This is a genomic window from Flavobacterium hankyongi, assembly GCF_036840915.1.
Classification (GTDB): Bacteria; Bacteroidota; Bacteroidia; order Flavobacteriales; family Flavobacteriaceae; genus Flavobacterium; species Flavobacterium hankyongi.
Genome location: NZ_CP085725.1, coordinates 3,393,383 through 3,417,912, shown reverse-complemented (window position 1 = coordinate 3,417,912; position 24,530 = coordinate 3,393,383). Strand labels below are relative to the sequence as shown.

At 33.1% G+C, this 24,530-nt stretch carries 27 protein-coding genes; 12 read left to right on the top strand and 15 right to left on the bottom strand.

Features of this window, described 5'->3' with window-relative positions; all coding sequences use genetic code 11:
• From cobT to LJY17_RS15585, 4 genes are read right to left on the bottom strand one after another with little or no spacing between them, the layout of a single operon-like run.
• A complete protein-coding gene (gene cobT, locus LJY17_RS15600) occupies positions 1–1,686 on the bottom strand; it encodes a nicotinate-nucleotide--dimethylbenzimidazole phosphoribosyltransferase (RefSeq protein ID WP_319800134.1) in 1,686 nt (561 codons plus the stop codon).
• A 9-nt stretch (positions 1,687–1,695) separates the two neighbouring features.
• On the bottom strand, positions 1,696–2,334 hold the full coding sequence (locus tag LJY17_RS15595) for a diphthine--ammonia ligase (RefSeq protein ID WP_264544721.1): 639 nt from the start codon (positions 2,332–2,334) through the stop codon (positions 1,696–1,698).
• A gap of 10 nt (positions 2,335–2,344) precedes the next feature.
• Positions 2,345–2,854 carry a bifunctional adenosylcobinamide kinase/adenosylcobinamide-phosphate guanylyltransferase gene (gene cobU / locus LJY17_RS15590; RefSeq protein WP_264544720.1) on the bottom strand — a complete coding sequence of 170 codons (510 nt, stop codon included), beginning with the start codon at positions 2,852–2,854 and terminating at the stop codon, positions 2,345–2,347.
• Between the two features lie 29 nt (positions 2,855–2,883).
• Positions 2,884–3,246, bottom strand: a complete 363-nt coding sequence (locus LJY17_RS15585; RefSeq protein ID WP_264544719.1) for a DUF5522 domain-containing protein — start codon at positions 3,244–3,246, stop codon at positions 2,884–2,886.
• 94 nt (positions 3,247–3,340) lie between these two features.
• Here LJY17_RS15585 and LJY17_RS15580 point away from each other — a divergent pair, with 94 nt between their 5' ends.
• The 4 genes from LJY17_RS15580 to LJY17_RS15565 all read left to right on the top strand — a co-directional run bounded on the left by LJY17_RS15580 (position 3,341) and on the right by LJY17_RS15565 (position 7,142).
• Positions 3,341–4,483: an ABC transporter substrate-binding protein gene (locus LJY17_RS15580; RefSeq protein ID WP_264544718.1), complete on the top strand. Its 1,143-nt coding sequence runs from the start codon at positions 3,341–3,343 to the stop codon at positions 4,481–4,483.
• A gap of 1 nt (position 4,484) precedes the next feature.
• Positions 4,485–5,516: an iron ABC transporter permease gene (locus LJY17_RS15575; RefSeq protein WP_264544717.1), complete on the top strand. Its 1,032-nt coding sequence runs from the start codon at positions 4,485–4,487 to the stop codon at positions 5,514–5,516.
• An 18-nt stretch (positions 5,517–5,534) separates the two neighbouring features.
• Entirely contained in the window at positions 5,535–6,314 is a 780-nt protein-coding gene (locus LJY17_RS15570; RefSeq protein WP_264544716.1) for an ABC transporter ATP-binding protein, read from the top strand.
• Positions 6,315–6,377: 63 nt separating this feature from the next.
• Entirely contained in the window at positions 6,378–7,142 is a 765-nt protein-coding gene (locus LJY17_RS15565) for a dienelactone hydrolase family protein (RefSeq protein ID WP_264544715.1), read from the top strand.
• Between the two features lies 1 nt (position 7,143).
• Here the strand turns inward: LJY17_RS15565 and LJY17_RS15560 are convergent, their stop codons facing one another.
• From LJY17_RS15560 to LJY17_RS15540, 5 genes are all read right to left on the bottom strand, one after another.
• On the bottom strand, positions 7,144–8,106 hold the full coding sequence (locus LJY17_RS15560; RefSeq protein ID WP_264544714.1) for an acyltransferase family protein: 963 nt from the start codon (positions 8,104–8,106) through the stop codon (positions 7,144–7,146).
• Positions 8,106–8,558, bottom strand: a complete 453-nt coding sequence (locus tag LJY17_RS15555; RefSeq protein ID WP_264544713.1) for a tRNA (cytidine(34)-2'-O)-methyltransferase — start codon at positions 8,556–8,558, stop codon at positions 8,106–8,108. Before LJY17_RS15555 ends, LJY17_RS15560 begins: the two co-directional genes overlap by 1 nt.
• Positions 8,559–8,569: 11 nt before the next feature.
• Positions 8,570–9,148, bottom strand: a complete 579-nt coding sequence (locus tag LJY17_RS15550) for a pseudouridine synthase (protein ID WP_264544712.1) — start codon at positions 9,146–9,148, stop codon at positions 8,570–8,572.
• Between the two features lie 63 nt (positions 9,149–9,211).
• Complete coding sequence (locus tag LJY17_RS15545) at positions 9,212–10,150, bottom strand: DUF4476 domain-containing protein (RefSeq protein ID WP_264544711.1); 939 nt, start codon at positions 10,148–10,150, stop codon at positions 9,212–9,214.
• Positions 10,151–10,231: 81 nt separating this feature from the next.
• On the bottom strand, positions 10,232–11,764 hold the full coding sequence (locus tag LJY17_RS15540) for a glycosyltransferase family 39 protein (protein ID WP_264544710.1): 1,533 nt from the start codon (positions 11,762–11,764) through the stop codon (positions 10,232–10,234).
• 106 nt (positions 11,765–11,870) lie between these two features.
• Here LJY17_RS15540 and rmuC point away from each other — a divergent pair, with 106 nt between their 5' ends.
• From rmuC to LJY17_RS15525, 3 genes are read left to right on the top strand one after another with little or no spacing between them, the layout of a single operon-like run.
• Entirely contained in the window at positions 11,871–13,241 is a 1,371-nt protein-coding gene (gene rmuC, locus LJY17_RS15535) for a DNA recombination protein RmuC (protein WP_264544709.1), read from the top strand.
• Positions 13,242–13,244: 3 nt separating this feature from the next.
• Positions 13,245–13,610: a 6-phosphogluconate dehydrogenase gene (locus tag LJY17_RS15530; protein WP_264544708.1), complete on the top strand. Its 366-nt coding sequence runs from the start codon at positions 13,245–13,247 to the stop codon at positions 13,608–13,610.
• Positions 13,611–14,159 (top strand): acyl-CoA thioesterase, encoded by a 549-nt coding sequence (locus tag LJY17_RS15525; RefSeq protein ID WP_264544707.1) that lies wholly within the window; start codon positions 13,611–13,613, stop codon positions 14,157–14,159.
• Here the strand turns inward: LJY17_RS15525 and LJY17_RS15520 are convergent.
• From LJY17_RS15520 to LJY17_RS15510, 3 genes are read right to left on the bottom strand one after another with little or no spacing between them, the layout of a single operon-like run.
• Complete coding sequence (locus tag LJY17_RS15520) at positions 14,156–14,995, bottom strand: DUF5777 family beta-barrel protein (RefSeq protein ID WP_264544706.1); 840 nt, start codon at positions 14,993–14,995, stop codon at positions 14,156–14,158. The two genes, LJY17_RS15525 and LJY17_RS15520, sit on opposite strands and share 4 nt — an antisense overlap.
• A gap of 3 nt (positions 14,996–14,998) precedes the next feature.
• Positions 14,999–15,751 (bottom strand): T9SS type A sorting domain-containing protein, encoded by a 753-nt coding sequence (locus LJY17_RS15515; protein ID WP_264544705.1) that lies wholly within the window; start codon positions 15,749–15,751, stop codon positions 14,999–15,001.
• 1 nt (position 15,752) lies between these two features.
• On the bottom strand, positions 15,753–16,271 hold the full coding sequence (locus LJY17_RS15510) for an ankyrin repeat domain-containing protein (RefSeq protein WP_264544704.1): 519 nt from the start codon (positions 16,269–16,271) through the stop codon (positions 15,753–15,755).
• Between the two features lie 93 nt (positions 16,272–16,364).
• Here LJY17_RS15510 and LJY17_RS15505 point away from each other — a divergent pair, with 93 nt between their 5' ends.
• Together LJY17_RS15505 and LJY17_RS15500 are read left to right on the top strand one after the other, a co-directional pair.
• Positions 16,365–16,718: a hypothetical protein gene (locus tag LJY17_RS15505; RefSeq protein ID WP_264544703.1), complete on the top strand. Its 354-nt coding sequence runs from the start codon at positions 16,365–16,367 to the stop codon at positions 16,716–16,718.
• Positions 16,719–16,749: 31 nt separating this feature from the next.
• Entirely contained in the window at positions 16,750–17,292 is a 543-nt protein-coding gene (locus LJY17_RS15500; RefSeq protein ID WP_264544702.1) for a YceI family protein, read from the top strand.
• Position 17,293: 1 nt separating this feature from the next.
• Here LJY17_RS15500 and LJY17_RS15495 read toward each other — a convergent pair whose 3' ends face one another.
• Positions 17,294–18,250, bottom strand: a complete 957-nt coding sequence (locus LJY17_RS15495; RefSeq protein WP_264544701.1) for an ion channel — start codon at positions 18,248–18,250, stop codon at positions 17,294–17,296.
• 59 nt (positions 18,251–18,309) lie between these two features.
• On the opposite strand from LJY17_RS15495, the gene nhaA reads away from it, so the two are divergent.
• Positions 18,310–19,461: a Na+/H+ antiporter NhaA gene (gene nhaA, locus LJY17_RS15490; RefSeq protein ID WP_264544700.1), complete on the top strand. Its 1,152-nt coding sequence runs from the start codon at positions 18,310–18,312 to the stop codon at positions 19,459–19,461.
• 54 nt (positions 19,462–19,515) lie between these two features.
• Positions 19,516–20,298: a hypothetical protein gene (locus LJY17_RS15485; RefSeq protein ID WP_264544699.1), complete on the top strand. Its 783-nt coding sequence runs from the start codon at positions 19,516–19,518 to the stop codon at positions 20,296–20,298.
• Between the two features lie 47 nt (positions 20,299–20,345).
• On the opposite strand, the gene LJY17_RS15480 is transcribed toward LJY17_RS15485, so the two are convergent.
• Positions 20,346–21,902 (bottom strand): NAD(P)/FAD-dependent oxidoreductase, encoded by a 1,557-nt coding sequence (locus LJY17_RS15480; protein ID WP_264544698.1) that lies wholly within the window; start codon positions 21,900–21,902, stop codon positions 20,346–20,348.
• Between the two features lie 98 nt (positions 21,903–22,000).
• On the opposite strand from LJY17_RS15480, the gene LJY17_RS15475 reads away from it, so the two are divergent.
• Positions 22,001–22,240: a hypothetical protein gene (locus tag LJY17_RS15475; protein WP_264544856.1), complete on the top strand. Its 240-nt coding sequence runs from the start codon at positions 22,001–22,003 to the stop codon at positions 22,238–22,240.
• A 31-nt stretch (positions 22,241–22,271) separates the two neighbouring features.
• On the opposite strand, the gene recQ is transcribed toward LJY17_RS15475, so the two are convergent.
• Positions 22,272–24,467 carry a DNA helicase RecQ gene (gene recQ, locus LJY17_RS15470; RefSeq protein ID WP_264544697.1) on the bottom strand — a complete coding sequence of 732 codons (2,196 nt, stop codon included), beginning with the start codon at positions 24,465–24,467 and terminating at the stop codon, positions 22,272–22,274.
• Positions 24,468–24,530 lie beyond the last annotated feature (63 nt).

Sequence of the window (24,530 nt, the reverse complement as noted above, 5' to 3'; positions counted from 1 at the left end):
TTATAATCTTTCTTTATTGCTGACTCCCGCACTCTCAAAGCTTGCCATTTTATTCAAAAAAGCTATCGCTGAATTCAAAATAGGCATTACAATTGCACAGCCTGTTCCTTCACCCAATCGCAAATCCAATTGCAAAACAGCTTTGGCATTCATATATTCCAATAATTTTGCATGTGCCTGTTCGGCTGACTGATGGCTGAATACCGCATTCTTAATAATTCCCGGTTGTTTTGTACAAGCAATCAGAAAAGCCACACTGCAAATGAAACCGTCCACCAAAATCAGCATATTGTTTCGATACGCTTCAAGCATTCCGCCTGCCATCTCAAGGATTTCAAAACCACCGAAATAAGCCAATCGTTCATCAAGATTATCAGATCCTCCATAGGATTCTATGGCTTTCCGCAAAATTTCACTTTTAAACCGCAACTTCTCTTCATCAACTCCGGTTCCTTTCCCGACACATTCTTCAATGGAAATTCCGGTAATAATACTCATCAAAACCGAAGCTGTCGATGTATTCCCAATCCCCATTTCTCCAAAACCGATACAATTACTTCCTTGCTTAGCAATTTCTGCTACTATTTCACTTCCTTTTACAAAGCAAAGTTCCTTTTGACTTTTAGTCATAGCTGGTCCATGCAAGAAAGATTGTGTCCCTTTATCTATAGATGCAGAAATAAGTTTAGCATTAGGCGGAAAATCATAATTAACTCCCGCATTAACAATAGATAAATTAATGTTGTTCTGCTTACAAAAAACATTGATAGCAGCTCCTCCTTCCAGAAAATTTGTCATCATTTGACGGGTAACATCTTGCGGATAGGCACTCACACCATGGGCAGCAATTCCATGATCGGCAGCAAAAACAACAATATTTGGCTGTTTGATTTCAGGTGTTAACGATTGAAAAACCATACCAATTTGCTTAGCCAAAGTTTCCAAAACTCCCAGTGCACCATTTGGTTTAGTTTTATTGTCTATTTTGTGTTGTAATTCTGCTTGAAGCTCAATATTATCTCCAGATATTACTTTTTCTCCCAATCCTTTTTCTAAGTCCTCTTCATGTATTTCTGTAATCTCTTTAACAAAAGGTTTCTCAGATTTATGCTTCCATTTCAATTGTTGAAGCATCGGTTGATTATCGTAATTGGTCGCGGGCTTTCCTACACAAAAATACCCCAAAGGCTCAATATGTTCTGGTAATCCAATAAGTTTTTTAAACTGATAATAGTTAAGAATTGAAACCCATCCCATGGAATATCCTTGTTCCGTCAACGACAACCAAATATTTTGTGCCGCACAAACCGCACTGAACTTAATCGCTTCATTACTTCCCACCGTTCCAATGGTGAAATTATTCAGCACCGACCGATCATAACAAATAACCATTCCTACCGGTGCTTCTTCAATGGCTTCCAGTTTCAATGCCTGGTATTGCTCTTTCTGTACCTCATCATCGGTCTGGTTTGCCGCCTTTTCATCATATTCCTGAAAGAGTTTCTTTACCGCCTGTTTTATGGCGGTTGATTTGATGATATAATACTTGGTTGCATCGGTTAAACCTACAGATGGTGCCCAATGCCCGGCCTGCAATGCTTTTTCCATAACAGCTTCCGGCACTTCATCACTTAAAAAATGACGTGTATCACGTCGGGATTTCATTATATCATCCAAATAACTCATACATTCTTCTTAATTGATTTCCCAGACTACAAAACAGTAGTCATTATAGGTTTTGGTAGTATATTCTGGTAATGTAATCGCTTCTGAGAATAATGGACAGTTAATTACCATGGTATGGAATTCACCATTCTCTCCACAGGAGTCTATTTCTTTCATTTCTAATTCTTCGGCCAATTCCAAAGTCATGATTTTCCCTAAATAACTTTCTCCCATTTGTGTATTACAGGAAACTATCATCGTCTGAATGCCTTCAGAAATCATTTCTTTAACCAATTTCACTCTATCATCCTTCCACAAAGGTAAAATTGCTTCTAATTCTGCGACTTTACACACCTTTTCTTCCCAATCTCTGTGCGGTTGTAAATCAATGTCTCCAAAAACAGCCGCATCTAGATTATAATCACTCTTCAATTTTCGCAAAGCATCAACGAACTTTACTTCATAGTCACTCCATGTCGCCGGAATTGTTACAATGGGTAAATTCATCTTGGCAGCTTGTTGATTCAAGATATACAATGGTAAACCATGAGAACGTGAAACCTGACCGTTTTCATTCATCATGTTGAGCAATACTCTTGGTTCTAAACCTATAGCAACTGCTTTCATCATTGCATAACAAGAATCTTTACCCCCACTCCAAGAAGTCATGAAATTCATATTATCCTTTTATTTTAACAGGTATCCCCGAAACCATCAATACAACTTCATCAGCATTCTTTGCAAGATATTGATTCATCCAACCTTGTAATTCGGTAAACTTCCTTCCGATATGTGTTTCAGCATGCACGCCCATCCCTATTTCATTGGTAATTATGATAATCGTTGCATTTTGCTGTTGCACCAAAGCATCAAACTGGGCTTTTGCCTGTTCTAAACTCAGCGACACGTCGTTTTTGGTATCGACGAAAAAATTGGTCAGCCAAAGCGTAACACAATCCACAATAGCGACTTTTCCTGAAAAATCAATAGTACTTAACTGTTTTTCTTCTTCTATATTAATCCATCTCTCATCTCTTTCTGCCTGATGACGGTCTATTCTTTTCTGGAAATCTCCGTCCCACTTTCTAGCTGTTGCTACATAAATTGGATTCAATGAAAGTTCCATAGCCAAGTCTTGAGCATAACTACTTTTTCCAGAGCGCTCACCTCCTGTTATTAAATAAATCATTCTTTATTTTTAATAGTAAATCTTTGTGTTTAATATGGGCAATGTCTGCAACCATTCTTGCAGCAGTAGCCTCTTTTTAAATGATACCATGATTTAAAAACGTACTTTCCGTCTTCTAAATAATAATCTATGCCTTCCTGTAAACTTCCAGCTTTAGGCAAATCTTTAGTTCTGTTTTCTAAAGCATTTTCGGGGGTAATGGTGTCAACATAAGCATCAATCTTAACTAAACAAGCTTCTTTAAAACAATTTGGACACAAACAATCAACCACATCTGAAGGAGAAAAAATGGGCGGAAAATCATTACACCAACATTTATTACCATCTAAAGTATCTCCGCAATTGAAATCAGTTTTACAGGTAGAACATTTTTTAACTCGTATGGTATTCATGCGGTAAAGATAGTGTTTGTCAATTTTTGCAATAAAAAAGAATCCGATTTTTTTTGCAAATTCTTTTACCTTTGCTGGAAATAAGCACAAACTAATGAAGACTTCTCTCTTTAAAGCCCTTTTTATTTCTTTTTTTTCATTTGCTATTGGTTGTAAGAAAAATGAAAAAACTGAAATTGTTAAAAAAACTACTTCAGAAGAAGTAATTCAATATGCCAGCGGACTTTCAATTCACAAATACACAGGATATTCAGTTGTAAAAGTAACCAATCCTTGGCCGGAAGCCAACAAGGACTTCACCTATGTACTGAAAGAAGAAAAAGGCATTGTTCCGGACAGCCTTCAAAAATACACAACCGTAGCGGTTCCCCTGAAATCCATCGTGGTGACTTCCACAACCAATGTGCCTTTCCTTGAAATGCTGGGTGTGGAAAACAAATTGGTGGGCTTCCCGCATACCAATTATATTTCTTCGGAAAAAACTAGGACGCTTATAGATAAAGGTATCATAAAAAACGTAGGTCAGAATGAACGTCTCAACATGGAGAAACTAATCGAACTTTCTCCTGAACTGATTGTAACTTTCGGTGTGGACAACAACAATCCGATGATCAAAAACCTTGAAAAAAGTGGGCTGAAAGTTATGATTCAAGGCGACTGGATGGAACAATCTCCACTTGGAAAAGCAGAATGGATTAAATTGTATGCGGCATTGTTCGGAAAAGAAAAAGAAGCAGATGTCTTATTTGACAATATTGTAAAAGAATACAACGATGCACTCGTTTCGGTAAAAAATAAAGAGGCAAAAGCTACGGTTCTTTACGGTAATATGTACCAAAAACAATGGTTTGTAGCCAAAGGCAACAGCTGGGTAGCTCAATTTCTGAAAGATGCCAAAGCAAATTACCTATGGGCAGATGTGGAAGGTACGGGAAGTTTGGCATTAACTTTTGAAAAGGTATTGGAAAAAGCTAAAATGGCCGATATATGGATTGCTGCTGGTACATTTAAAACACTGGACGAATTATCTGCAAGTAACCCGCATTACAGTCAGTTTAATGCTTTCACAAAAAGAAATGTATATACTTTCGAAAGTAAATTGGGAGCTACAGGTGGAACTGTTTATTACGAACTGGGACCAAGCCGTCCTGATTTGGTCTTAAAAGACTTTATCAAAATTTTCCATCCTGAATTATTGCCGGATTACAAGTTAACATTTGCAGAAAAACTGAAATAAATTGGCTAACCAGAAACGAAATACCATCTTATTCATCCTACTGGGACTAGCATTGATGTTACTTTTACTGATAAACATCAGTTTTGGTTCAGTAACCATACCATTCAAGGAAGTAATCAACAGTTTAACCGGCGGGGAAGCCAGTAAATCCACTTGGGAATACATCATAATTAATTATAGATTACCCAAAGCCATTACAGCTATCTTAGTTGGTATGGGACTTTCGATAAGTGGTTTACTAATGCAGACCTTATTTCGAAATCCATTGGCAGGGCCTGATGTTTTGGGTTTAAGTTCAGGAGCAAGTTTAAGCGTTGCCTTTGTAATATTGGGAGCTGGATTATTGCCTCCTTTTTTGAGTTCAATATTTTTATCACCTTACGGTTTAGTATTAGCTTCTACTTTTGGAAGTTTTGTGGTTCTAATTGCTGTTTTATTGGTTTCACAAAAACTACGCGACACTATGGCGATACTGATTGTAGGATTAATGTTTAGTAGTTTTACCAATGCTTTTGTAAATATCCTTACTTACTTCAGTACTGCAGAACAATTGCAAAAATTCGCTTTTTGGTCTATGGGAAATCTAGGGAATTTATCTTGGATGTCAATAATTTTATTATCGATATGTGTGTCAATAGGGCTTTTATTGGGTCTAGTTAATGTAAAGCCTTTAAACACCTTGCTTTTAGGTGAAAATTACGCAAGAAGTTTGGGGCTTAATTACAAAAGAACAAGGCTAATCATTTTATTTACCACCAGCATTTTAACGGGAAGCATTACCGCTTTTGCAGGTCCAATAGCTTTTATTGGATTAGCAATACCTCATATTGCTAAATTATTGTTTCAAACCAGCAATCATTCGGTTTTGTATTGGAGTACACTCTTATTAGGCGCATCAGTAATGCTAATTTGCGATGTGGTTTCACAAATGCCAGGAATGGAAATAACTCTACCCATCAATGCAATCACTTCTTTAATTGGAGCGCCTGTTGTAGTTTGGCTTTTGGTACGAAAACGTAAAATGATGAATTAGGATAATGGTAAATATCTCATGAAAGAAATAATTCTACATACCGAAAACCTAACTACTGGTTACACTTCCAAAGCTGGAGAAACGATTATTTGCCAAAATTTAAATCTTGAATTTAACACTGGAAAACTTATTGCCTTAATTGGAGCAAATGGTATTGGAAAATCGACTTTATTGCGTACCATTACTGGTATTCAAAAACCCCTTAAAGGGAAAGTTTTTCTCAAGGATAAAGAAATTTCAAATTATGAACCATTAGAATTGGCACAAAACCTCAGTGTCGTATTAACCGAGAAACTTCCCTCAAGCAACTTAACAGTTTATGAACTTATTGCTTTAGGCAGGCAACCATACACCAACTGGATTGGCACTTTAACTAAAACTGATAAAGAAAAAATTAATCAAGCCATTGAGTTGACCCAAATTTCTCATCTTATCAGTAAAAAACATTACGAAATAAGTGACGGGCAACTACAAAACGTTTTGATAGCAAGGGCTCTTGCACAAGACACACCACTAATCATTTTAGACGAACCTACTACTCATTTAGATTTACACCATAAAGTATCGTTATTTAAATTATTAAAGAGATTATCGGCAACAATGAATAAATGCATTCTTTTCTCTACACATGATATTGATTTAGCAATACAATTGAGTGATGAAATGATTGTCATGACTAAAAACAATATCATTCAGGACGATCCTTGCAAACTGATTGAAATGGAAGTTTTCAATGCTTTGTTTGAAGATGAAGATATTGTTTTTGACGCTGTCAAAGGAAAATTTCTATTTAAATAATTAAGATTTTCTTCACATTTTTTTATTGGCAAAACTGTAATTTTAGAAATCAAATTTTGAACTATGAAAACTTTAATTACAGCTCTAATATTTATGTTTACATTAACTATCGAAGCGCAACTAAAACCCATTGCTTATTCTGATGGTGAACAAAAACTGGAAGGTCTTTTGGCTCAACCAAAAAAAGAATTAAAAAATAAAGCTGGCGTTTTATTACTTCCCGCTTGGATGGGTATTGAAAATAATGCTAAAGAAAATGCCACCGAATTAGCAAAACTAGGCTATATCACATTTGTGGCTGATATTTATGGAGTAGACAAAAGACCTCAAAACACAAAAGAAGCTGGACAAATTGCTGGATACTTTAAAAAGAATTATCAGGAGTATCAAAAAAGAATTCAATTAGCACTAGACCAATTAATAAAAGCTGGAGCCAATCCTGATAAGATTGCGGTAATTGGATATTGCTTTGGAGGTTCAGGAGCCATCGAAGCCGCACGTTCTAATATGAAAGTACAAGGAATCGTTTCTTTTCATGGTGGATTGGGAAGAGATGCCACTAGAAATATTGAACCCATCAAACCTAAAGTTTTAGTTTTACATGGTGCTGATGATTTTTTTGTTCCAGAAGCAGAAATAAAAGCATTCCAAGATGAAATGAATAAAGCAAAAGCAGACTGGCAAATGATTTATTATGCTGATGCTGTTCATTCTTTTACACACAAAGACGCTGGGAATGATAAAAGCAAAGGAACTGCGTACAATGAGAAAGCAGCTAAAAGATCATGGGAAGCTATGAAACAATTCTTCACAGAAATTCTCAACTAAACTAAAAGAAGTAAGGTATTTTTTTATTGATTTTATCTAAAATCCACCATAAGACAATCGCTGTAATACAAACCAAAAAATATTTGATGACCACAAAATCAAATGTTTTCTGTGGCAAAAACTTATACACTAAACGAATAGCATAGGGATGAGTCAGATAAATCCCTAAAGACAATGTTGAATTAATAGGAGCATCTAAAACTGATGCTCTTTCTTTTATTATACTAAAAGTTAACATACTCAATAAAGGTAAAAGCAATAGAAAATCCATAGCTTTTACTTTCAATTGATAATACAATCCCACTTCTATCAATAATAAAACCCATAAAGGAATGTAAAGCTTCTTTAATTTTAAAACATTAGATCCCCAAGAATCATATAAACTTCCAATTAGCATCATTGGAAAGGCAAAAAATAAAAAGTTTCTAGTAGTTCCAATAATTGAATGCACAAACTGAATATCTAAATAACGATGCAGAACATCAGCCTGAATTAAAACTTGAAAGACATATCCAACAGTTAGTAAAGAAATTATTAAACTCCATTTTGTATAAACCGAAGTATTTCGCGTCAAATACAACAAACCCACGGCCAAAACTGATGCCAATAAATACCATAGGTGCCAATACCCATAAATCAGTTTCAAAATCATATCAAAATGATTAAACCAACCCAAGTTGTAATATTTGATTAAATCAGGCAAATAAATAATTTGCCAAATCACATAAAGCAATAAAATACGTTTTACATATTTCCATAAATAAGCTGTGTCATTAAGTTTATTTTGCAAAAAGAATCCTGAAATCAAAAAAAATGTCGGCACTGCAATACGAGTAATTCCGCTAGCAATTTCATATGAAACCAACCCCTCTAATCCTTCCAATTTAGAAACTGGAAAGATATGCAAAGCCACAACCAAAAAGGCCATTACTACTTTTAATATATCAAGATTGTTATTGCGCATTACTTAAACAATAATTGTCTTCTTGCCTCTCCCACTACAAAAGCTACTGAATTAGCTATATTATAACTTCTTATTTTATCAGTCATAGGAATGGTTAAGTGATTTTCAAATTGTACCAAAACTTCTTCACTTAAGCCTACACTTTCTTTTCCAAAAACCAACCAATCTCCTTCTTTGAAATTGGCTTCATAATACGATCGATCGGCTTTAGAACTAAATAAAAAAACTCTGGATTTATCAGAAATCTGAGCAATCCATTCTTCTATATTATTGTATTCTTTCCAATCCAAATGTACCCAATAATCGAGTCCGGAGCGTTTTAAATTTTTATCTGTAATCTCAAAACCATAAGGCTTAATTAAATGTAAACGATTACCAGTTCCCACACACAAACGGCCAATATTACCAGTGTTATTAGGTATTTCAGGTTCGACTAAAACTATATTCAACATATTGGTTATTCTTAATTCATTTGTTCAAAAAAATCTAAAACTTCAAGTACTTCACCTGCTTTCAGATTATATAAATTTATAGTTCCCACACGAACACGCACCAATCGCAACGTAGGAAATCCGACAGCTGCAGTCATTTTACGAACCTGACGAAATTTTCCTTCAGTTAGTGTAATAGAAACCCAGCTTGTTGGACCATGACGTTCGTCACGAATTCTTCTGCCTTCACCAATAAATTCAGGTAAAGAGTCAATTTTATGAGATTCGCAAGGTTTAGTGGTATATCGTATCCCTTTGAAACCTATTTCAACACCACTTTTTAGCTTCTCAATAGCTTCGGAAGTGATGAGACCATCAACCTGTGCATAATATTCTTTCTCAATGGTTTTGCTTCTCACAATCTCACTCATAATTCCATCTGTCGTTAATAACAATAATCCTTCTGAATCTTCATCCAAACGACCTATTGCCATTGTTCCTTCGGGAAAATCAAACAATTCGCCTAACTTTTTTTTGGGACGTTTCTTTTCGTAGATAAATTGACTTAAATATCCGTGAGGTTTATGTAAAATAAAATGACGATGTTTCATAATCTTTGGCAAAAATAAAAAGACCATTCAAAAGAATGGTCTTTTAAATTTATTTGTTAATGTTTATTGTCGACTTTGTATGTAATCTGATAGTTCATCTACATTACTACTGAAAGAAAAAATACCATTTAATTTAAAATAATTCTTAGGCTCTGTACAAAAATCATAAGCATATTTAGCAAACTCTAATTTATTATCTTCAAAACTGAAAGTATTTGCAATTTGAATAATTTGATCTACATTCAAACAATTGTCATTAATAACTTGCTTTGCTGTTTTTAAACGAGTTTCCTCAAAACTTTGTTTTTTTATTGTAGTTAAAGCAGCATTAAAATTTGTTCCCGACATCCCCAATCTTCCTCTACAACCTCTTAACGGGCGATCTCCTTCATAAGGTCTTATATCTGAAACATGGCTGGAAGAAGATGTTGTAGTTGTTGTCGTTTGAGTTACAGTTCCACCACCCATAGAATCATTGATTGTCACTCCCATATTAACACCGCCAACATTCATACCAACACCCATCGATACACCATCTGTTTGAGTGGTAGTTGTGGTAGTGGTTGTTTGAGAAACGCCACCATTTACTGCAACACCTCTAGGCTGACCATAATGAACTACATATACATTTGGAGCAGGAATAAAATCAGGTTGTACTGGGATAGACGAAAAATAATTGAGTTTAGCTTTTGTCTTGTTATTTTTATCTCTTTTAATTTTATAAGTTACATCAGAAAAAACTCCGTCAACATCAGTTATCATTAAATTATTTTTAGATAAATCAACTAAAGTTTTATCTTCAAATTTAATTTTAGCGTTATAATAAGGCTGATTTAAATCTTCAACTCTTAGATTTGATTGTGGTATGTCATTAATCTGTTCTCCATTTAAAATAAGGGTAAACTTATCTCCATCCTCAGAAAAAATTGACAAATGACCAAACTGAGCAAAAGAAAAACAAGAAATAAACAAAAAGGCTAATAAAGTAATTTTTCTAATCATATTTTAAAGTTTTAAATAGTTGAAATAATTTAAGTTAGTTTTTCAAAAACAATGCCAATTTAAAAAAATCTTTTAAACACACTATTCTTTACTTTCGGATATCCATTTTTTCAATGATGCGTTGATATCAGTTTTAGGATTTTTTAATATAAAAATTGTTGTACCATACTCTCGAGCTAATGTATTCTCAATAGAATCAAAAACAATAACATTTTTAAATTTTTTAACCCCAATTTCTATTGCTTCTTTTTTGTTTTCTACTTCTTTTACCCAAATTATTGTTTCAATTTTATTCTCTAAAGGAAACCAATTAATATAATCAGCATTAAAAGAAACAGCTTTGACTGATTTATTTTTTGAATAAAAATTGATTGCTCCCGCTTGACCATAATTATCACATAAAACCAATGTGTATTTAGTATTATCTATGGTGGTCAAAGCTTTGTCTGTTTTTTGAGCTAACTCATCCCAACCCAACATATCAGCAAAATCCTGTGGTAAATCGTGTTCTTCTCCATCTTCCCATTCCAACATTCCTAATTCTTTATACTTTTTAGGATGTTCTTTGATGTACGCTGGCTCAACGTTTGGAAAGGCCAAATTATACATTGGTACAAATAACAAAATAGGAATTATTATAGTTACAGGACGAAGATATCTAAGCCATTTCCCTTGTAAAAGGTCTTCAGTATACACAGCACCAAAAGCAAGTAAAACAGGATATAAACCAATGGTATAATAGGCTTTCGCTTTAAAGAAAATAAAGATTACCATAGTCAACACAAAAGCCCAAAAGAAAACTTTATATTCTTTAAATGGCTTGTACTTCCAAAAACTAACAAACCCAATTAACAACACAAAAAAGGCTCCGAAAAAGAAAAGAATTTGCTCTTTGATAAAATCACCAATCTCTACATTCTCCAATTGAGTTTCTTTAAGCTCTTTCATGTGTCCAATTACCGGAAAATCGTGTTGAAACTGCCAAACTAAATTTGGCAATACAATCAACACCGCAAGAATTAAGGCAAAGTACAAATGTTTGTTGGCAAATACTTTTCGCTGAGGCGTAAGGATAATCGCAGGCAATAAGCCTAAAATCAAAAATATAATATTGTATTTATTTAAGAATCCAAATGCAAAAACAATGCCTGCAAAATAAAGCCATTTGCTATTTTCAGTTTTGATATATTGAATAATAGTGTAGTAGAATAATGTCCAAAGTAAAATGTCTAAACTGTTAGGCTGATACAAAATATTCATTCGAAGAATAACCGAAAACAAAACCGAAACAGCCCCTAGAATTAAAGCAAATAAGTTTCCTTTGATTGATTCTATAGTTTTCCAAACCACTAGAATGGTCAAAGCACCAAATAAAGCTGGGAAAAATTTTACCCAAAAAACAGTATTACCTAATAAATAAACAACATACGATATCCATGCAGTTAGCGGCGGTACAGAAACATATCCCCAATCTAAATGCTGCCCCTGATCCAAATGAAGAAATTCATCACGGTGTAAAGTATAGTCAGGAATGATTAAATGATATTGTAACCAAAACTTAAAAAGAACAAAAAAAACCAGTAAAAGGTATTTAACCTGAATATTCAATTTCATAGTAAGATTTTATTTACGCAATTTATGGTTTTTTAAACAAACCTAAAGCCTTAACTGTTTTATCGATTCATTTTATTGATTACTTTTACATAACTAAATCAAATTCATGTCAGAAAGCATAATCATACTAGCCACATTTATTATTGCATTAGCTATTGGAATTTTTATTGGAAAAGCACTTTTTTCAGCTAATTCAAAATCAAAAAAAGCTTCTTTGGAAGAAAAAGTTAATGGATTACTTAGTCAAATAGAACAACTCAAACAGCAATTCCAAACAGAAAGAATTCAGTGGGAAAATCAGTTACGTCAAAGTATTACCGAAAAAGAAAGCATCCGTACCGAGAAAGAGGCGCTAGCCATTCAGTTATCAAAAAAAGAAGTTGATTTTGATAATCTCTTAGATCGTAACAAGGAGCAAAAACAAGAGGTAGAACAACTTCAGGAAAAATTCACCAAAGAATTTGAAAATTTAGCCAATAAAATATTGGATGAAAAAACCACAAAATTCACTGAGCAAAATAAAGAGAACCTAAAAACCATACTTTCTCCACTGCAGGATAAGATTCAGCTTTTTGAGAAAAAAGTTGAAGACACACACAAAGAAAGTATCGATTATCATGCAGCATTGCGTCAGCAAATTTTAGGACTGAAAGAAATGAATGCTCAGATGAGTAAAGAAACCATTAATTTAACAAAAGCCTTAAAAGGTGACAGTAAAATGCAAGGAAATTGGGGCGAATTAGTTTTGGAACGCGTTCTGGAAAAATCAGGTTTGGAAAAAGGGCGTGAGTACGAAGTACAACAAAGTTTTGTTACAGAAGAAGGCAATCGTGTTCAACCCGACGTAGTAATTAACCTTCCTGATGGAAAGAAAATGATTGTCGATTCTAAAGTTACTTTAACAGCTTATGAACGTTACACTAATGAAGAAGATGAAGATTTAAGAACACAATATCTAAAAGAACATGTGATTGCTTTAAAACGTCATGTAGAACAATTGAGTGACAAAAATTATCAAGATTTATATAAAATCGAAAGCCCTGATTTCGTTCTTCTTTTCGTTCCTATCGAACCAGCATTTGCCTTAGCGCTTAATGAAGATACAACATTATACAACAAAGCTTTCGAGAAAAACATTGTAATTGTGACTCCTTCCACTCTATTGGCGACGCTTAGAACTATCGACAGCATGTGGACCAACCAGAAGCAACAGGAAAACGCTTACGAAATTGCAAGACAAGCAGGCGCTTTGTATGATAAGTTTGAAGGTTTCGTTTCTGATTTGATTAAAATTGGGAAAAAAATAGACGAATCGAAAGTAGAATATAGTGGCGCCATGAATAAATTGGTAGAAGGAAAAGGAAACCTCATTACCAGTGTTGAAAAACTAAAGAAAATGGGAGCCAAAGCTAAAAAATCACTCCCAGAAAGCATTATAAACAGAGCTGAAAACGAAACTAACACTTTATCTCAATAAACTATGTTACGTAAAATTATTTTCATCACAATCACAACAATAATACTGGGTATTGCTCTTTACTTTACTTTTTTATACTACTTCACTTATAGCGAAGGCGATCGAACTGGAGATTTGATAAAGTTTAGTCATAAAGGTTATATTTTTAAAACCTATGAAGGTGAAATATCAAAGGGAATCGTTGGAGTACAATTATTCAAATTTTCAGTATTAGATAGTGATAAAAAAGTTATCGAAGCTCTTAATAAAGCACAAGGAAAATATGTAAAAGTCCATTATATAGAACGTATCAAAACTTTTCCTTGGTGGGGGGATACTACTTATTTTGTAACTCAAGTTCAAGAGGAAAAATCACCAATTATCAGATAAATGACAAAAGTATTCAAAACCGTAAAATCTTCAAAAGTAGTAATATCAGAGCTGATGTTGCCTTCACACACTAATTTTAGTGGTAAAATTCACGGGGGATATATATTGTCATTACTCGACCAAATTGCTTTTGCCTGTGCTTCCAAATTTTCTGGACATTATAGTGTAACTGCATCGGTAGATACTGTAGATTTTTTGGCTCCAATTGAAGTTGGTGAACTAGTAACCATGAGAGCTTCTGTAAATTATGTTGGAAAAACTTCGATGATTGTTGGCATTAGAGTAGAGGCAGAAAATATTCAAACAGGACAAATAAAACACTGTAATTCATCTTATTTCACAATGGTTGCAAAAGATAAAATGGGAAATAATGTTACTGTTCCTGGATTAATTTTATCTACTGATGATGACATTAGACGTTTTTGGAATTGCATAAAAATGATTGCCAACAAAAAAGATAAACAAAATCACGAGGAAACCTTTAATTATAAATCGGAAGAAGCATTTACTGAATTAAGCAAATACAATGTTCAGATTGATTTAGTTTAAAAAACCCTTACTAGATTAAATCCAAAGAAAATATCTCCTTTTCCCCAATCACCTGTAGCACTTCCTAAGAAACCAGCTTCATGTATAGCTTGTGAGTTGGTAAAATGCATTTGGAACACGTGACCTCCTGTTTCAATATCGACGCCAATTGACAATGGATTTCTAAACGGTGAAGTTGATGACCTGTTTAAGTGTGCTGCATAATCCATGTTTATAGAGACCCTTTTAGAAATTTTATATCTTCCTCCCATTCCCAATGAAAATTGACTATTCGTTTGATTATTATCAATCACAAAATTTTCATGGAAATAAGTTGGAGCTAATTCTAAAGATAATTTTTCATTAAACTTTCTCGAAATCAATAACTGATTTACATAAATCATTCGATCAGAAAATTTCATTTTGGGATAGTTCGATTCCTTCATTTGATTATTAAAACCAACACTATTAAACCCTACAAATGTAAAAGGCAATCCGTTTTCTCTTTGTGGAGCAATGAGATATTTCACAGAAAAATCATAAGCTTGTTCACTTCTACCTGCTCCAATCGAAACTTTAGAGGTTAAACCGTAAATAAACTTTATTTGTGTGACAGCATTGTCAAGCCCAAAAAAACCTTCAAATCCATCTTTTATAGATCCAAAACGATGTGCTACGACAAAATACAACTCCTTTTTACCAAGAAGCTTTGTCGATTCTATGTTTACTATTTTTTGTGCTTTAAAAGCAGCAACTACTTCGGCGTTTGAGGCTGTAGAATCTATTTGAGATAATAAATCATCTTGTGCAAAAACACTTTGGGTAAAAATGATTAATACTGTGATGATATATTTCATAGGCTATTCTATTAACAAAGTCTGAGTTGCATTTCCATACTCTGTTCTTAAAACCACTGTATAAGTTCCCGCTTTTAAAAAGCTTGTTTGAATTTTATTATCTAAAAGTGTAACATCTTTTATAACAACTACTTTTCCTAAAGTATCATAAATTTTAACTTCTCCTCTTTCTACAATGCCTGGGAAATCAATAATTAAAAAATCTTTTGAAGGATTTGGATAAATTTTTAACGAGTTTTTATCAAATTCATCATTCCCCAAAGTAAGATTTGCCACTATGGTTCCACAATTTCCTCCACCATGATAGCCTATCGTTGTTGAACCTACACGCTGAGCAAAAATTATATTTATAGCCTGTGCCGATGTAGGAAATGTATAATCTGTACCTTCAGTTGCAACTCTAGGACGCGTCATAACTACTGTTCTTACCCCGGCTGATACATTATTTGATGATAATGTCCAATTTTGAGTATCTGTAGGAGGGACTACACCTATTCCATTAAAACTTCTATCTGTAATATTTGACCCATCAAAAATTACAACATCTCTACCAGTATCATCCATTGATGTAGCGTCAAAACCAATACTCAACCAATTTGTATTGGGTCCAACTAAGGTAACAGTCACAATATTTGTTACCGTATTTACATCTATTTTACCTGTATAATTTCCAAAAAAAGACATTGTTCCTGTTGTATAAGTCTGACCAAACATATTAAAATACAAAAACAATAAGAGGATGGTAATTTTTTTCATGTTATTTGGATTTAAGAATTTCTATAAGTTTATCATCATTAGCAATAATCGCATAATCAATAGCAGAATTTCCCCTTTTGTCTTTTAACTCAGGGTTTGCCTTATAGCTAATCAAAATCTTTGAAATATCATACATTTTAAACATCGTTGCATACATTATAGCTGTGACTCCATTTTCGTCTGTAATATTTGGATTCGATCCATTTTGAAGAAGCAACTTGACTAATTCTATTTTATTTTTTACTACCGCTGCCATTAATGCCGTTCCCATTTTATTAGAATAGTTGATATTCTCTACATTTTTCATGAGATATAAGGCAACTTCTGTATTTCCATTATAACATGCTAGTGTTAACATTGAATTTCCATCTTCATTAATATAATTAACAATTTTAGGATTCTTGGTGACTAATATCTCTAATTCTTGTAAAGTACCATTTCTAGCAATATCAAAAGAACTCCTCTGCGAAAAAACACAGCAAGACAAAAAACAAATGAATATAGACAATCCTTGTTTCATTATCAATAAGAAAATTCAATCAAATTTAAATATTTTTTATTAAATTTAATAAATTTTTAAATATATTTTCAATTACTGGTTAAAATAAGGCAAATGCAAAAAAAATTAATTTACATAACAAGCATCCTATTATTTTATGGATGCAGTAACGAAAGCACTGATGATTTAACAGACCCTGTCCCTGAAAAAGTGAGTTATTCAAGAGATGTAAAGCCAATAACTGATACTAATTGTATTCCTTGTCATAACAACCCACCTCTCAATGGAGCGCCAATGTCGTTACTAACAAAATTACAAGTTCAGGATGCAATAATCAACAGAGGTCTTTTGGATAGAATTTCTAGACCACAAGGAGCTTCTGGAATGATGCCTAATGGAGGAACAAGACTTCCGCAAAGCAGTATTGATATAATTAAAAAATGGCAGACAGATAATTTTTCGGAATAATTATTGAAACAACTCATTAAAAATTAGGATTATGAAACATTTATTTCTTTTAATACTAATCGCTTTTATTCACACTAATACTTTTAGTCAAGAAAAAGTATTAACCAAAACAGGCATAACCACTTTTGAAGCATCCGTTCCTTCTTTTGAAGAAGTTAAAGCTACAAATAAAAATTCAGGCTGTGTTTTAAACACAAAAACAGGTGAAATTGTTGGGTTACTTATGATGAAAGCTTTCAAATTCAAATTAGCTCTAATGGAAGAACATTTCAACGAAAATTATATAGAAAGTGACAAATACCCAAAAGGAATTTTTAAAGGAAAAATTATCAATTTTAACATAAACAAACTTACTTCACAAAGTCAAGATTTTACCATAACAGGAACTATGGAGATTCATGGAAAAACCAAAGAAATTTCAATCACAGCAAAAATATCGAAACAAGAAAACACAATATTTCTTAATTCAAACTTTGATTTAAATACTGATGATTTTAACATCGATCTACCAATTTTAATAAGAAGTAAAGTAGCTAAAAAAGTAAACGTTCAGATAGATTATTCATTAAAATAGATTAAAGTTCTACTTTGTGATATGTATTTAACTTGCTTAAATCTAACACCGTAATTGTATCGTCTTCGTCATCAAACATTTGAGAAAATTTTGCTCCATAAACAATTTCCGAAAACATATAAGAAGAGCTTATCGCCACTGTATTACTAAACATCTCATCAAAAGCCTTTACAAAAACTATAACTTCCCCGTTATTCTTTTTAAAATCTGCTTCTGTAAAACCGTACAAAGGGCTATCTTCAGTAATAGGATGTACAATTGTCCAACTCAAAGTCAAAGCATTAATTTTATCATACTCTAAATCTAAACTAAAAAATCTATTAATTTCAATACCATTTTCTTCAACAATCATTCCTAGATTAACTTTTGCTTCTGCTTCTGTTAAATTAGTATTTTTATAAGGAGTCATACGAAACATAAGCGCTTTCCCTCCTTGAAAAGGGGCTATTACAGCATTTTCAGAAAACTTTATATGCGCTTTTGGCTTGCTAAATCGACCATAAAACAAACCCGTAGCGATTGCAAAAGTTAGCAACCCAAACAAAGCTTCAATTGAAGCGACAAAACTTGCCCAAAAACCGACTGGACTTATGTGCCCATAACCAACTGTCGTAAACGTTTGTGCACTAAAAAAGAAAGCTTGACCAAAGTTTTGCACAAAAGCCGAAGGCTCAATCCCATTCAAATGCTCAACCCCTATTAAACAATACAGACTAGCAAAAACAAAATTTACTAATAAATAAAAAACAAAAATTATACACATAAATTTTATTCCAGAAATATTAAGCATAGTGTGATACCAGCTGATTCTTTCAAGAATAGGTATTCCAATTTTTTTTACGTTTGCACTTCCGTCTTTATTTATAAATCTACCTCCGTAATTAGAAGCATTTGTTCCAAATCCAGTTTGTTTATTAGCTTTTTTCTTCTTGTTAATTCTATTTTTTAATACCGACATGTATTTATAATTATAATCGTAAATTTAGAGATTTTAATATTCAACTCAATAAATATTCAATGAGAGCAACAAAATTGTTTACAGAGTTTTTCGAAAATGAAAAAGCTAGCGGAATAACATTATTAATTTGCACAGCAATATCAATTCTTTTAGCAAATTCTTTTTTTAGTGAAACATACATCCATTTTTGGCATTCAAAGATTGGAAATTTCTCAATAGAATATATAATCAATGATGGTTTAATGGCCATCTTCTTTTTGTTAATAGGGCTAGAATTAGAAAGAGAAGTTTACATAGGTGAATTATCAAACATAAAAAATGCATTATTACCCATATCGGCAGCTTTAGGAGGAATGTTAATTCCTGCGTTTATCTATTTCATATTCACAAAAGATACTTCCTACCAAAGCGGAATAGGAATTCCTATGGCTACAGATATTGCTTTTGCAATAGGAATTTTATCTCTATTAGGGAATAAAGTACCCACTTCGTTAAAAGTTTTTTTAACTGCATTAGCAGTAATAGATGATTTAGGGGCTATTCTTGTCATTGCAATTTTCTATTCTAAAGAAATTCAAATGACATATTTATTGCTTTCACTGGGAGTTTTTTCAATTTTATTACTTATGAACAGATTGAAAATTTATAAACTTTTACCCTATCTAATTGGCGGAATATTTATGTGGTATTTTATGCTTAACTCAGGTGTACACGCAACTATTACAGGAGTTCTTCTCGCATTTGCCATTCCGTTTGAAAATGGAGAAGAGAAATCTATTTCTTATCAACTGCAACATTGGCTACACAAACCAGTTTCTTTTATAATTTTACCCATTTTTGCTTTAGCCAACACTGCAATTGCATTAAACTTTAGTGACTCAAACTCCCTATTCCCTATTTATGCTTATGCTATTATTTTTGGATTAGTAATTGGCAAACCACTAGGCATTTTTATTTTTTCTTATCTATCAGTAAAACTGAAGCTTTCAAAACTTCCTTCAGATTTAAATTGGACAAAAATAATTGGGGTTGGAATTTTAGGTGGAATAGGATTTACTATGTCAATTTTCATAACTCTATTAGCATTTACTGACGAACAAGCAATAAACAATGCAAAACTTCACATAATCATAGCTTCGTTAATAGCAGGAATTTTGGGACTACTTTTCCTTAAAGTTATTTTAAAAGAAAAAGCTATTGAAAATGATTGATTTCAACTAAAACTAAATATTCTATAAATTTAGCTGTTTTTAAAGTTTATAAAAATGAAAATCTTTTTTACATATACCCTACTTTTTCTATGCATGGTTGTTAATGCTCGATTTCAAAAAGCAGAAGTTCTTTTTAACGACGGACATTCAGAAATTGGATTTGTAAGATCATTTTTAGAACAACGAGTTATGACTGCAGGCTTTTCAAATAATTTAGAACATGAACTAAATTTAGATGATAAGATTATCAAGTTTAAAATAACTGAAGATGCCGAAACTAAAGATCTATCTATTGACGATATTAAACAAATAACCATATTTTACGAGAATAATTACACTGCAATTTATAGAGCATTGTTTTTAAAAGAACTTGACAAAAAAGGTAATTTCAAAGAAAAATCGAGAAGAGTCTTTCTTCCATTATTAAAAGAAGGAAAAATAAACATTTATGGATTAAGATACTCTACACAAACAGGATCTGGTGCAGGGCCATATAGCGCAGAAGTTTTTTATTACCAAAATGCTAAAGAGAATTATGCTGTAAACTATTTTAATATGGGATTTTCTGCACTGTTTAACATTCAGGAACGAACACTAAATCCATTTCGCTCTTTATTTAAAGATTGTCAAACGGCACTAGCAGAAATTGATAATCTGCAAAACAAATGGAACAATGCAACTAAAGACGAACGAAAAGCCAAAAAAGAAGAAAACAAAAAATTAATGAAGGAATTTGATAACCTAAATAAAACAGAAAGAAACAAACTCTTGACAATTCATCATTATTATTTTAATGATTTTGAAAAGCTAATTAATGCATATGAAAGTTGCGATTAAAAGTTTTAATATTATAAAAAAGGTCTGATTTTTCAGACCTTTTCTATTTATAAGCTTTCAACACACATTATAGCACATTTTTCACCATCAATCGCTGCCGAAATAATTCCACCAGCATAACCCGCACCTTCACCACAAGGATACAAACCTTTTATTTGCAAATGTTCTAGTGTAAAATTATCTCGCGGAATTCTTACCGGAGATGAAGTTCTACTTTCTGGCGCATGTAAAATTGCATCGTTTGTAAAATATCCTTTCATAGATTTACCAAATTCTTGAAAGCCTTGACGCATAATTTGCGTTAGAAAACCCGGAAAAACCTGTCCCAACTCAACCGAAGTTGTTCCGGGAACATATGATGTTTTAGGAATATCTTTTGACACTTTACTCTGTGAAAAATCAACCATTCTTTGTGCTGGTACTTTTTGAGTTTCCCCTGCCAAATGCCATGCTTTTTGTTCAATTGCTTTCTGAAATTCCATTCCTGCCAAGGGTCCAAATTTTGCAAATGGTTTAAAATCTTCCAATTTCAATTCTACAACAATACCTGAATTTGCTGTTGCTTGATCACGTTTAGAAGGTGACCAACCATTAGTAACCACTTCTCCCGGACTGGTAGCACATGGCGCAATAACACCACCTGGACACATACAAAACGAGTACATGCCGCGTCCGTTAACTTGCTTTACTATCGAATATGGAGCCGGAGGCAGATATTCACCTCTAAAATCACAAGAATACTGAATACTATCTATTAAACTTTGTGGATGCTCTGCACGAACTCCTAAAGCAAATGGTTTTGCTTCTATTAAAATTTTCTTTTTATCAAGTAACTGAAATATATCACGCGCAGAATGTCCTGTAGCCAAAATAATTTTCTTAGCTTCAATTACATCTCCGTTCTGTGTTACTATTCCCTGAACTTCGTTTGACTTCACAATAATATCTGTCACACGAGTTTCAAAAAGTACTTTACCGCCAAATTCTATAATTTTATCACGAATATCCTGTATAATTTGAGGCAATTTATTTGTTCCGATATGCGGATGTGCTTCGACTAAAATTTCAGGAGTAGCTCCAAAAGCTACCAAAAGTTTTAGAATTCGGTCAACATCACCACGCTTCTTTGATCTAGTATATAGTTTACCATCGGAATACGTTCCTGCTCCACCTTCTCCGAAGCAATAGTTAGAATCTTCATCTACAATATGATCTCTATTAATAGCTTTTAAATCACGCCTTCTGCCTTGAACGTCTTTCCCTCTTTCAATTAAAATTGGCTTAACTCCCAGTTCAATCAATTGCAAAGCTGCAAATAATCCGGCAGGACCAGCACCAACAACAATTACTTCTTGTGCATTAGAAACGTTTTTATAATCAGGAAGTTCAATAACTTCTTCTGTAATAGGTTCTCCTTTAAAATAAACATTTGCCTTGACATTTATCTTAATGCTTTTTTGTCTGGCATCTATTGAACGTTTCAAAACCGAAATATGCTGAATTTCAGCCAAAGGAGTCTGAACTAATTTTGCAACATGCTCTTTAAGCAATTGTTCGTTTGCAGCAATTTCTGGAGTGACCTGTATTTGTAATTCTTTTGGCATAAAAGATGGTAAATTTTTATTTTACAAACATTTCAGCAACAAAAATACAAATTCAAAATCAACCTAACTATCTTTGTTATACATTCCGCAACGATATTATGCAACGACAAATAAAACTAATTTGGGACTTTAGAGGACCATCGGCCGCAAAAACTGCCGAACATCATGAAATTCATCTAAAAGAATATATTGACATCGAAAAATTACCATTAAAGATTACTGGTTTTGAAATCATAAACGATATGCATGCTATTGCATGGATGGTTGTAGATGACAACCATATGATAACAGTTAGAGATGCATTAAAACCTCATCGAGGAGAAATTTATAGCGAATAATTAAAAAAGGGAAGTTTAAAACTTCCCTTTTTTAATTTGCTACTTCGCTAATGAATTTAATTCGCATTAGACGTAATTCTTCGGTATCATATTCTCCGTCAAACTCATCAAGAGCATCCTGAATTTTATCTGATTGTGATTCCATAAAATAATCATAAATTTCTTCCTGCTGATCTTCATCGAGAATATCATCAACCCAATATTTAATATTAAGCTTAGTCCCTGAATAGACAATTTGTTCCATTTCCTTCAGCAAAGCGTCCATATCTATTCCTTTTGCTTTAGCTATATCTTCTAAAGGTAATTTACGGTCTATATTTTGAATTATATAAAGCTTTAGTGCCGAATTTGCTCCTGTTGATTTAACCACTAAATCATCTGGGCGCATAATATCATTGTCTTCTACATATCTAGCAATTAATGCGACAAATTCCTTACCATATTTTTTTGCTTTCCCTTCACCAACACCTTGCACATTACTCATTTCTTCTATAGAAATAGGATATTTTAAAGCCATATCTTCTAAAGAAAATTCTTGAAACACTACGTATGGAGGAACTCCTTCTTTTTTGGCAACTTTTTTTCTTAAATCAATAAGCATAGACATTAAGGCCTCGTCAGCCACACCTGTTGATTTTGAAGCAGTAACAATTGTTTCATCTTCACTCTCGCTATACTCATGATCTTCAGCCATCATGAAAGAAGAAGGATTTTTAATAAAATCTAATCCTTTATCTGTTACTTTAAGTATTCCGTAAGACTCAATATCTTTAGAAATTAATCCGTCAACAAGAGCTAGTCTCAAAACAGCCATCCAATAACGCTCATCATGATCTTTACCAATTCCAAAGAATTTCTGACCATCTGTTCTGTGCGCTTTAATAACCGCATTTACCTTGCCAATAAGGGTAAATACTATCTCTTTGGATTTATAAATGCTTTTTGTTTCTTTTATAACTTCAAGCAGTTTAACAACTTGATCTTTAGCTTCTACTTGTGGTTTAGGATTACGCACATTGTCGTCCATATCTGCTCCTTCCCCAGTTTCACTATCAAACTCTTCACCAAAATAGTGAAGTAAAAATTTACGTCTGGACATTGCTGTTTCTGCATAGGCAACCACTTCATGAAGCAATGCAAAACCAACTTCCTGTTCCGCAACAGGTTTACCAGCCATAAATTTTTCTAGTTTCTCAACATCCTTATACGAATAATAAGCCAAACAGTGCCCTTCTCCACCATCACGCCCAGCACGTCCTGTTTCTTGATAATAACTTTCTAATGATTTTGGTATATCATGGTGAATAACAAAGCGCACATCTGGTTTATCGATACCCATACCAAAAGCAATCGTAGCTACTACTACATCAACATCTTCCATTAAGAACATATCTTGATGCTTGGCTCTAGTTTTAGCATCGAGACCTGCATGATAAGGAACTGCCGATATTCCATTTACCTGTAAAACCTGAGCGATTTCTTCAACTTTTTTTCTACTTAAACAATAGATTACTCCAGACTTACCTTTATGTTGTTTGATAAATCTTATGATATCTGCCTCAACATTTTTAGTTTTTGTACGTACTTCGTAAAATAAATTTGGTCTATTGAATGATGCTTTAAAAGTATTAGCATCAGGCATATCTAGATTTTTCAGAATATCTTCCTGAACTTTTGGAGTTGCTGTAGCTGTCAAACCTATAATTGGAATATCTCCTAAAGCCTTTATTATGTTTCTTAAATTGCGATATTCTGGTCTGAAATCATGCCCCCATTCTGATATACAGTGTGCTTCATCAATAGCTACAAAAGAAATTTTCTCACTTCTTAAAAACTCAATATACTCTTCTTTTGTAAGGGATTCGGGTGCCACATAAAGTAATTTAGTTAACCCTGTAGAAATATCTTTTTTTACTTGCGTAATTTCAGTTTTGTTGAGCGATGAATTCAATACATGCGCAATACCAAACTCAGAACCTAAGCTTCTTAGTCCATCAACTTGATTTTTCATTAAAGCAATTAATGGAGACACAACGATAGCCGTCCCTTCTTTAATCAAGGCCGGCAATTGGTAACATAATGACTTACCTCCACCGGTAGGCATTATTACGAAAGTGTTTTTCCCTGAAACTATGCTTCGAACTACTTGTTCTTGCAATCCTTTAAATTGGTCGAACCCAAAATATTTTTTTAGCTCCTTATGTAAATCAATTTCGTTAGAACTCATCCTATGATAACAGTATTTTTATAAATTTGCATACATAAAGATACAAATTTCTTTTTCACACAC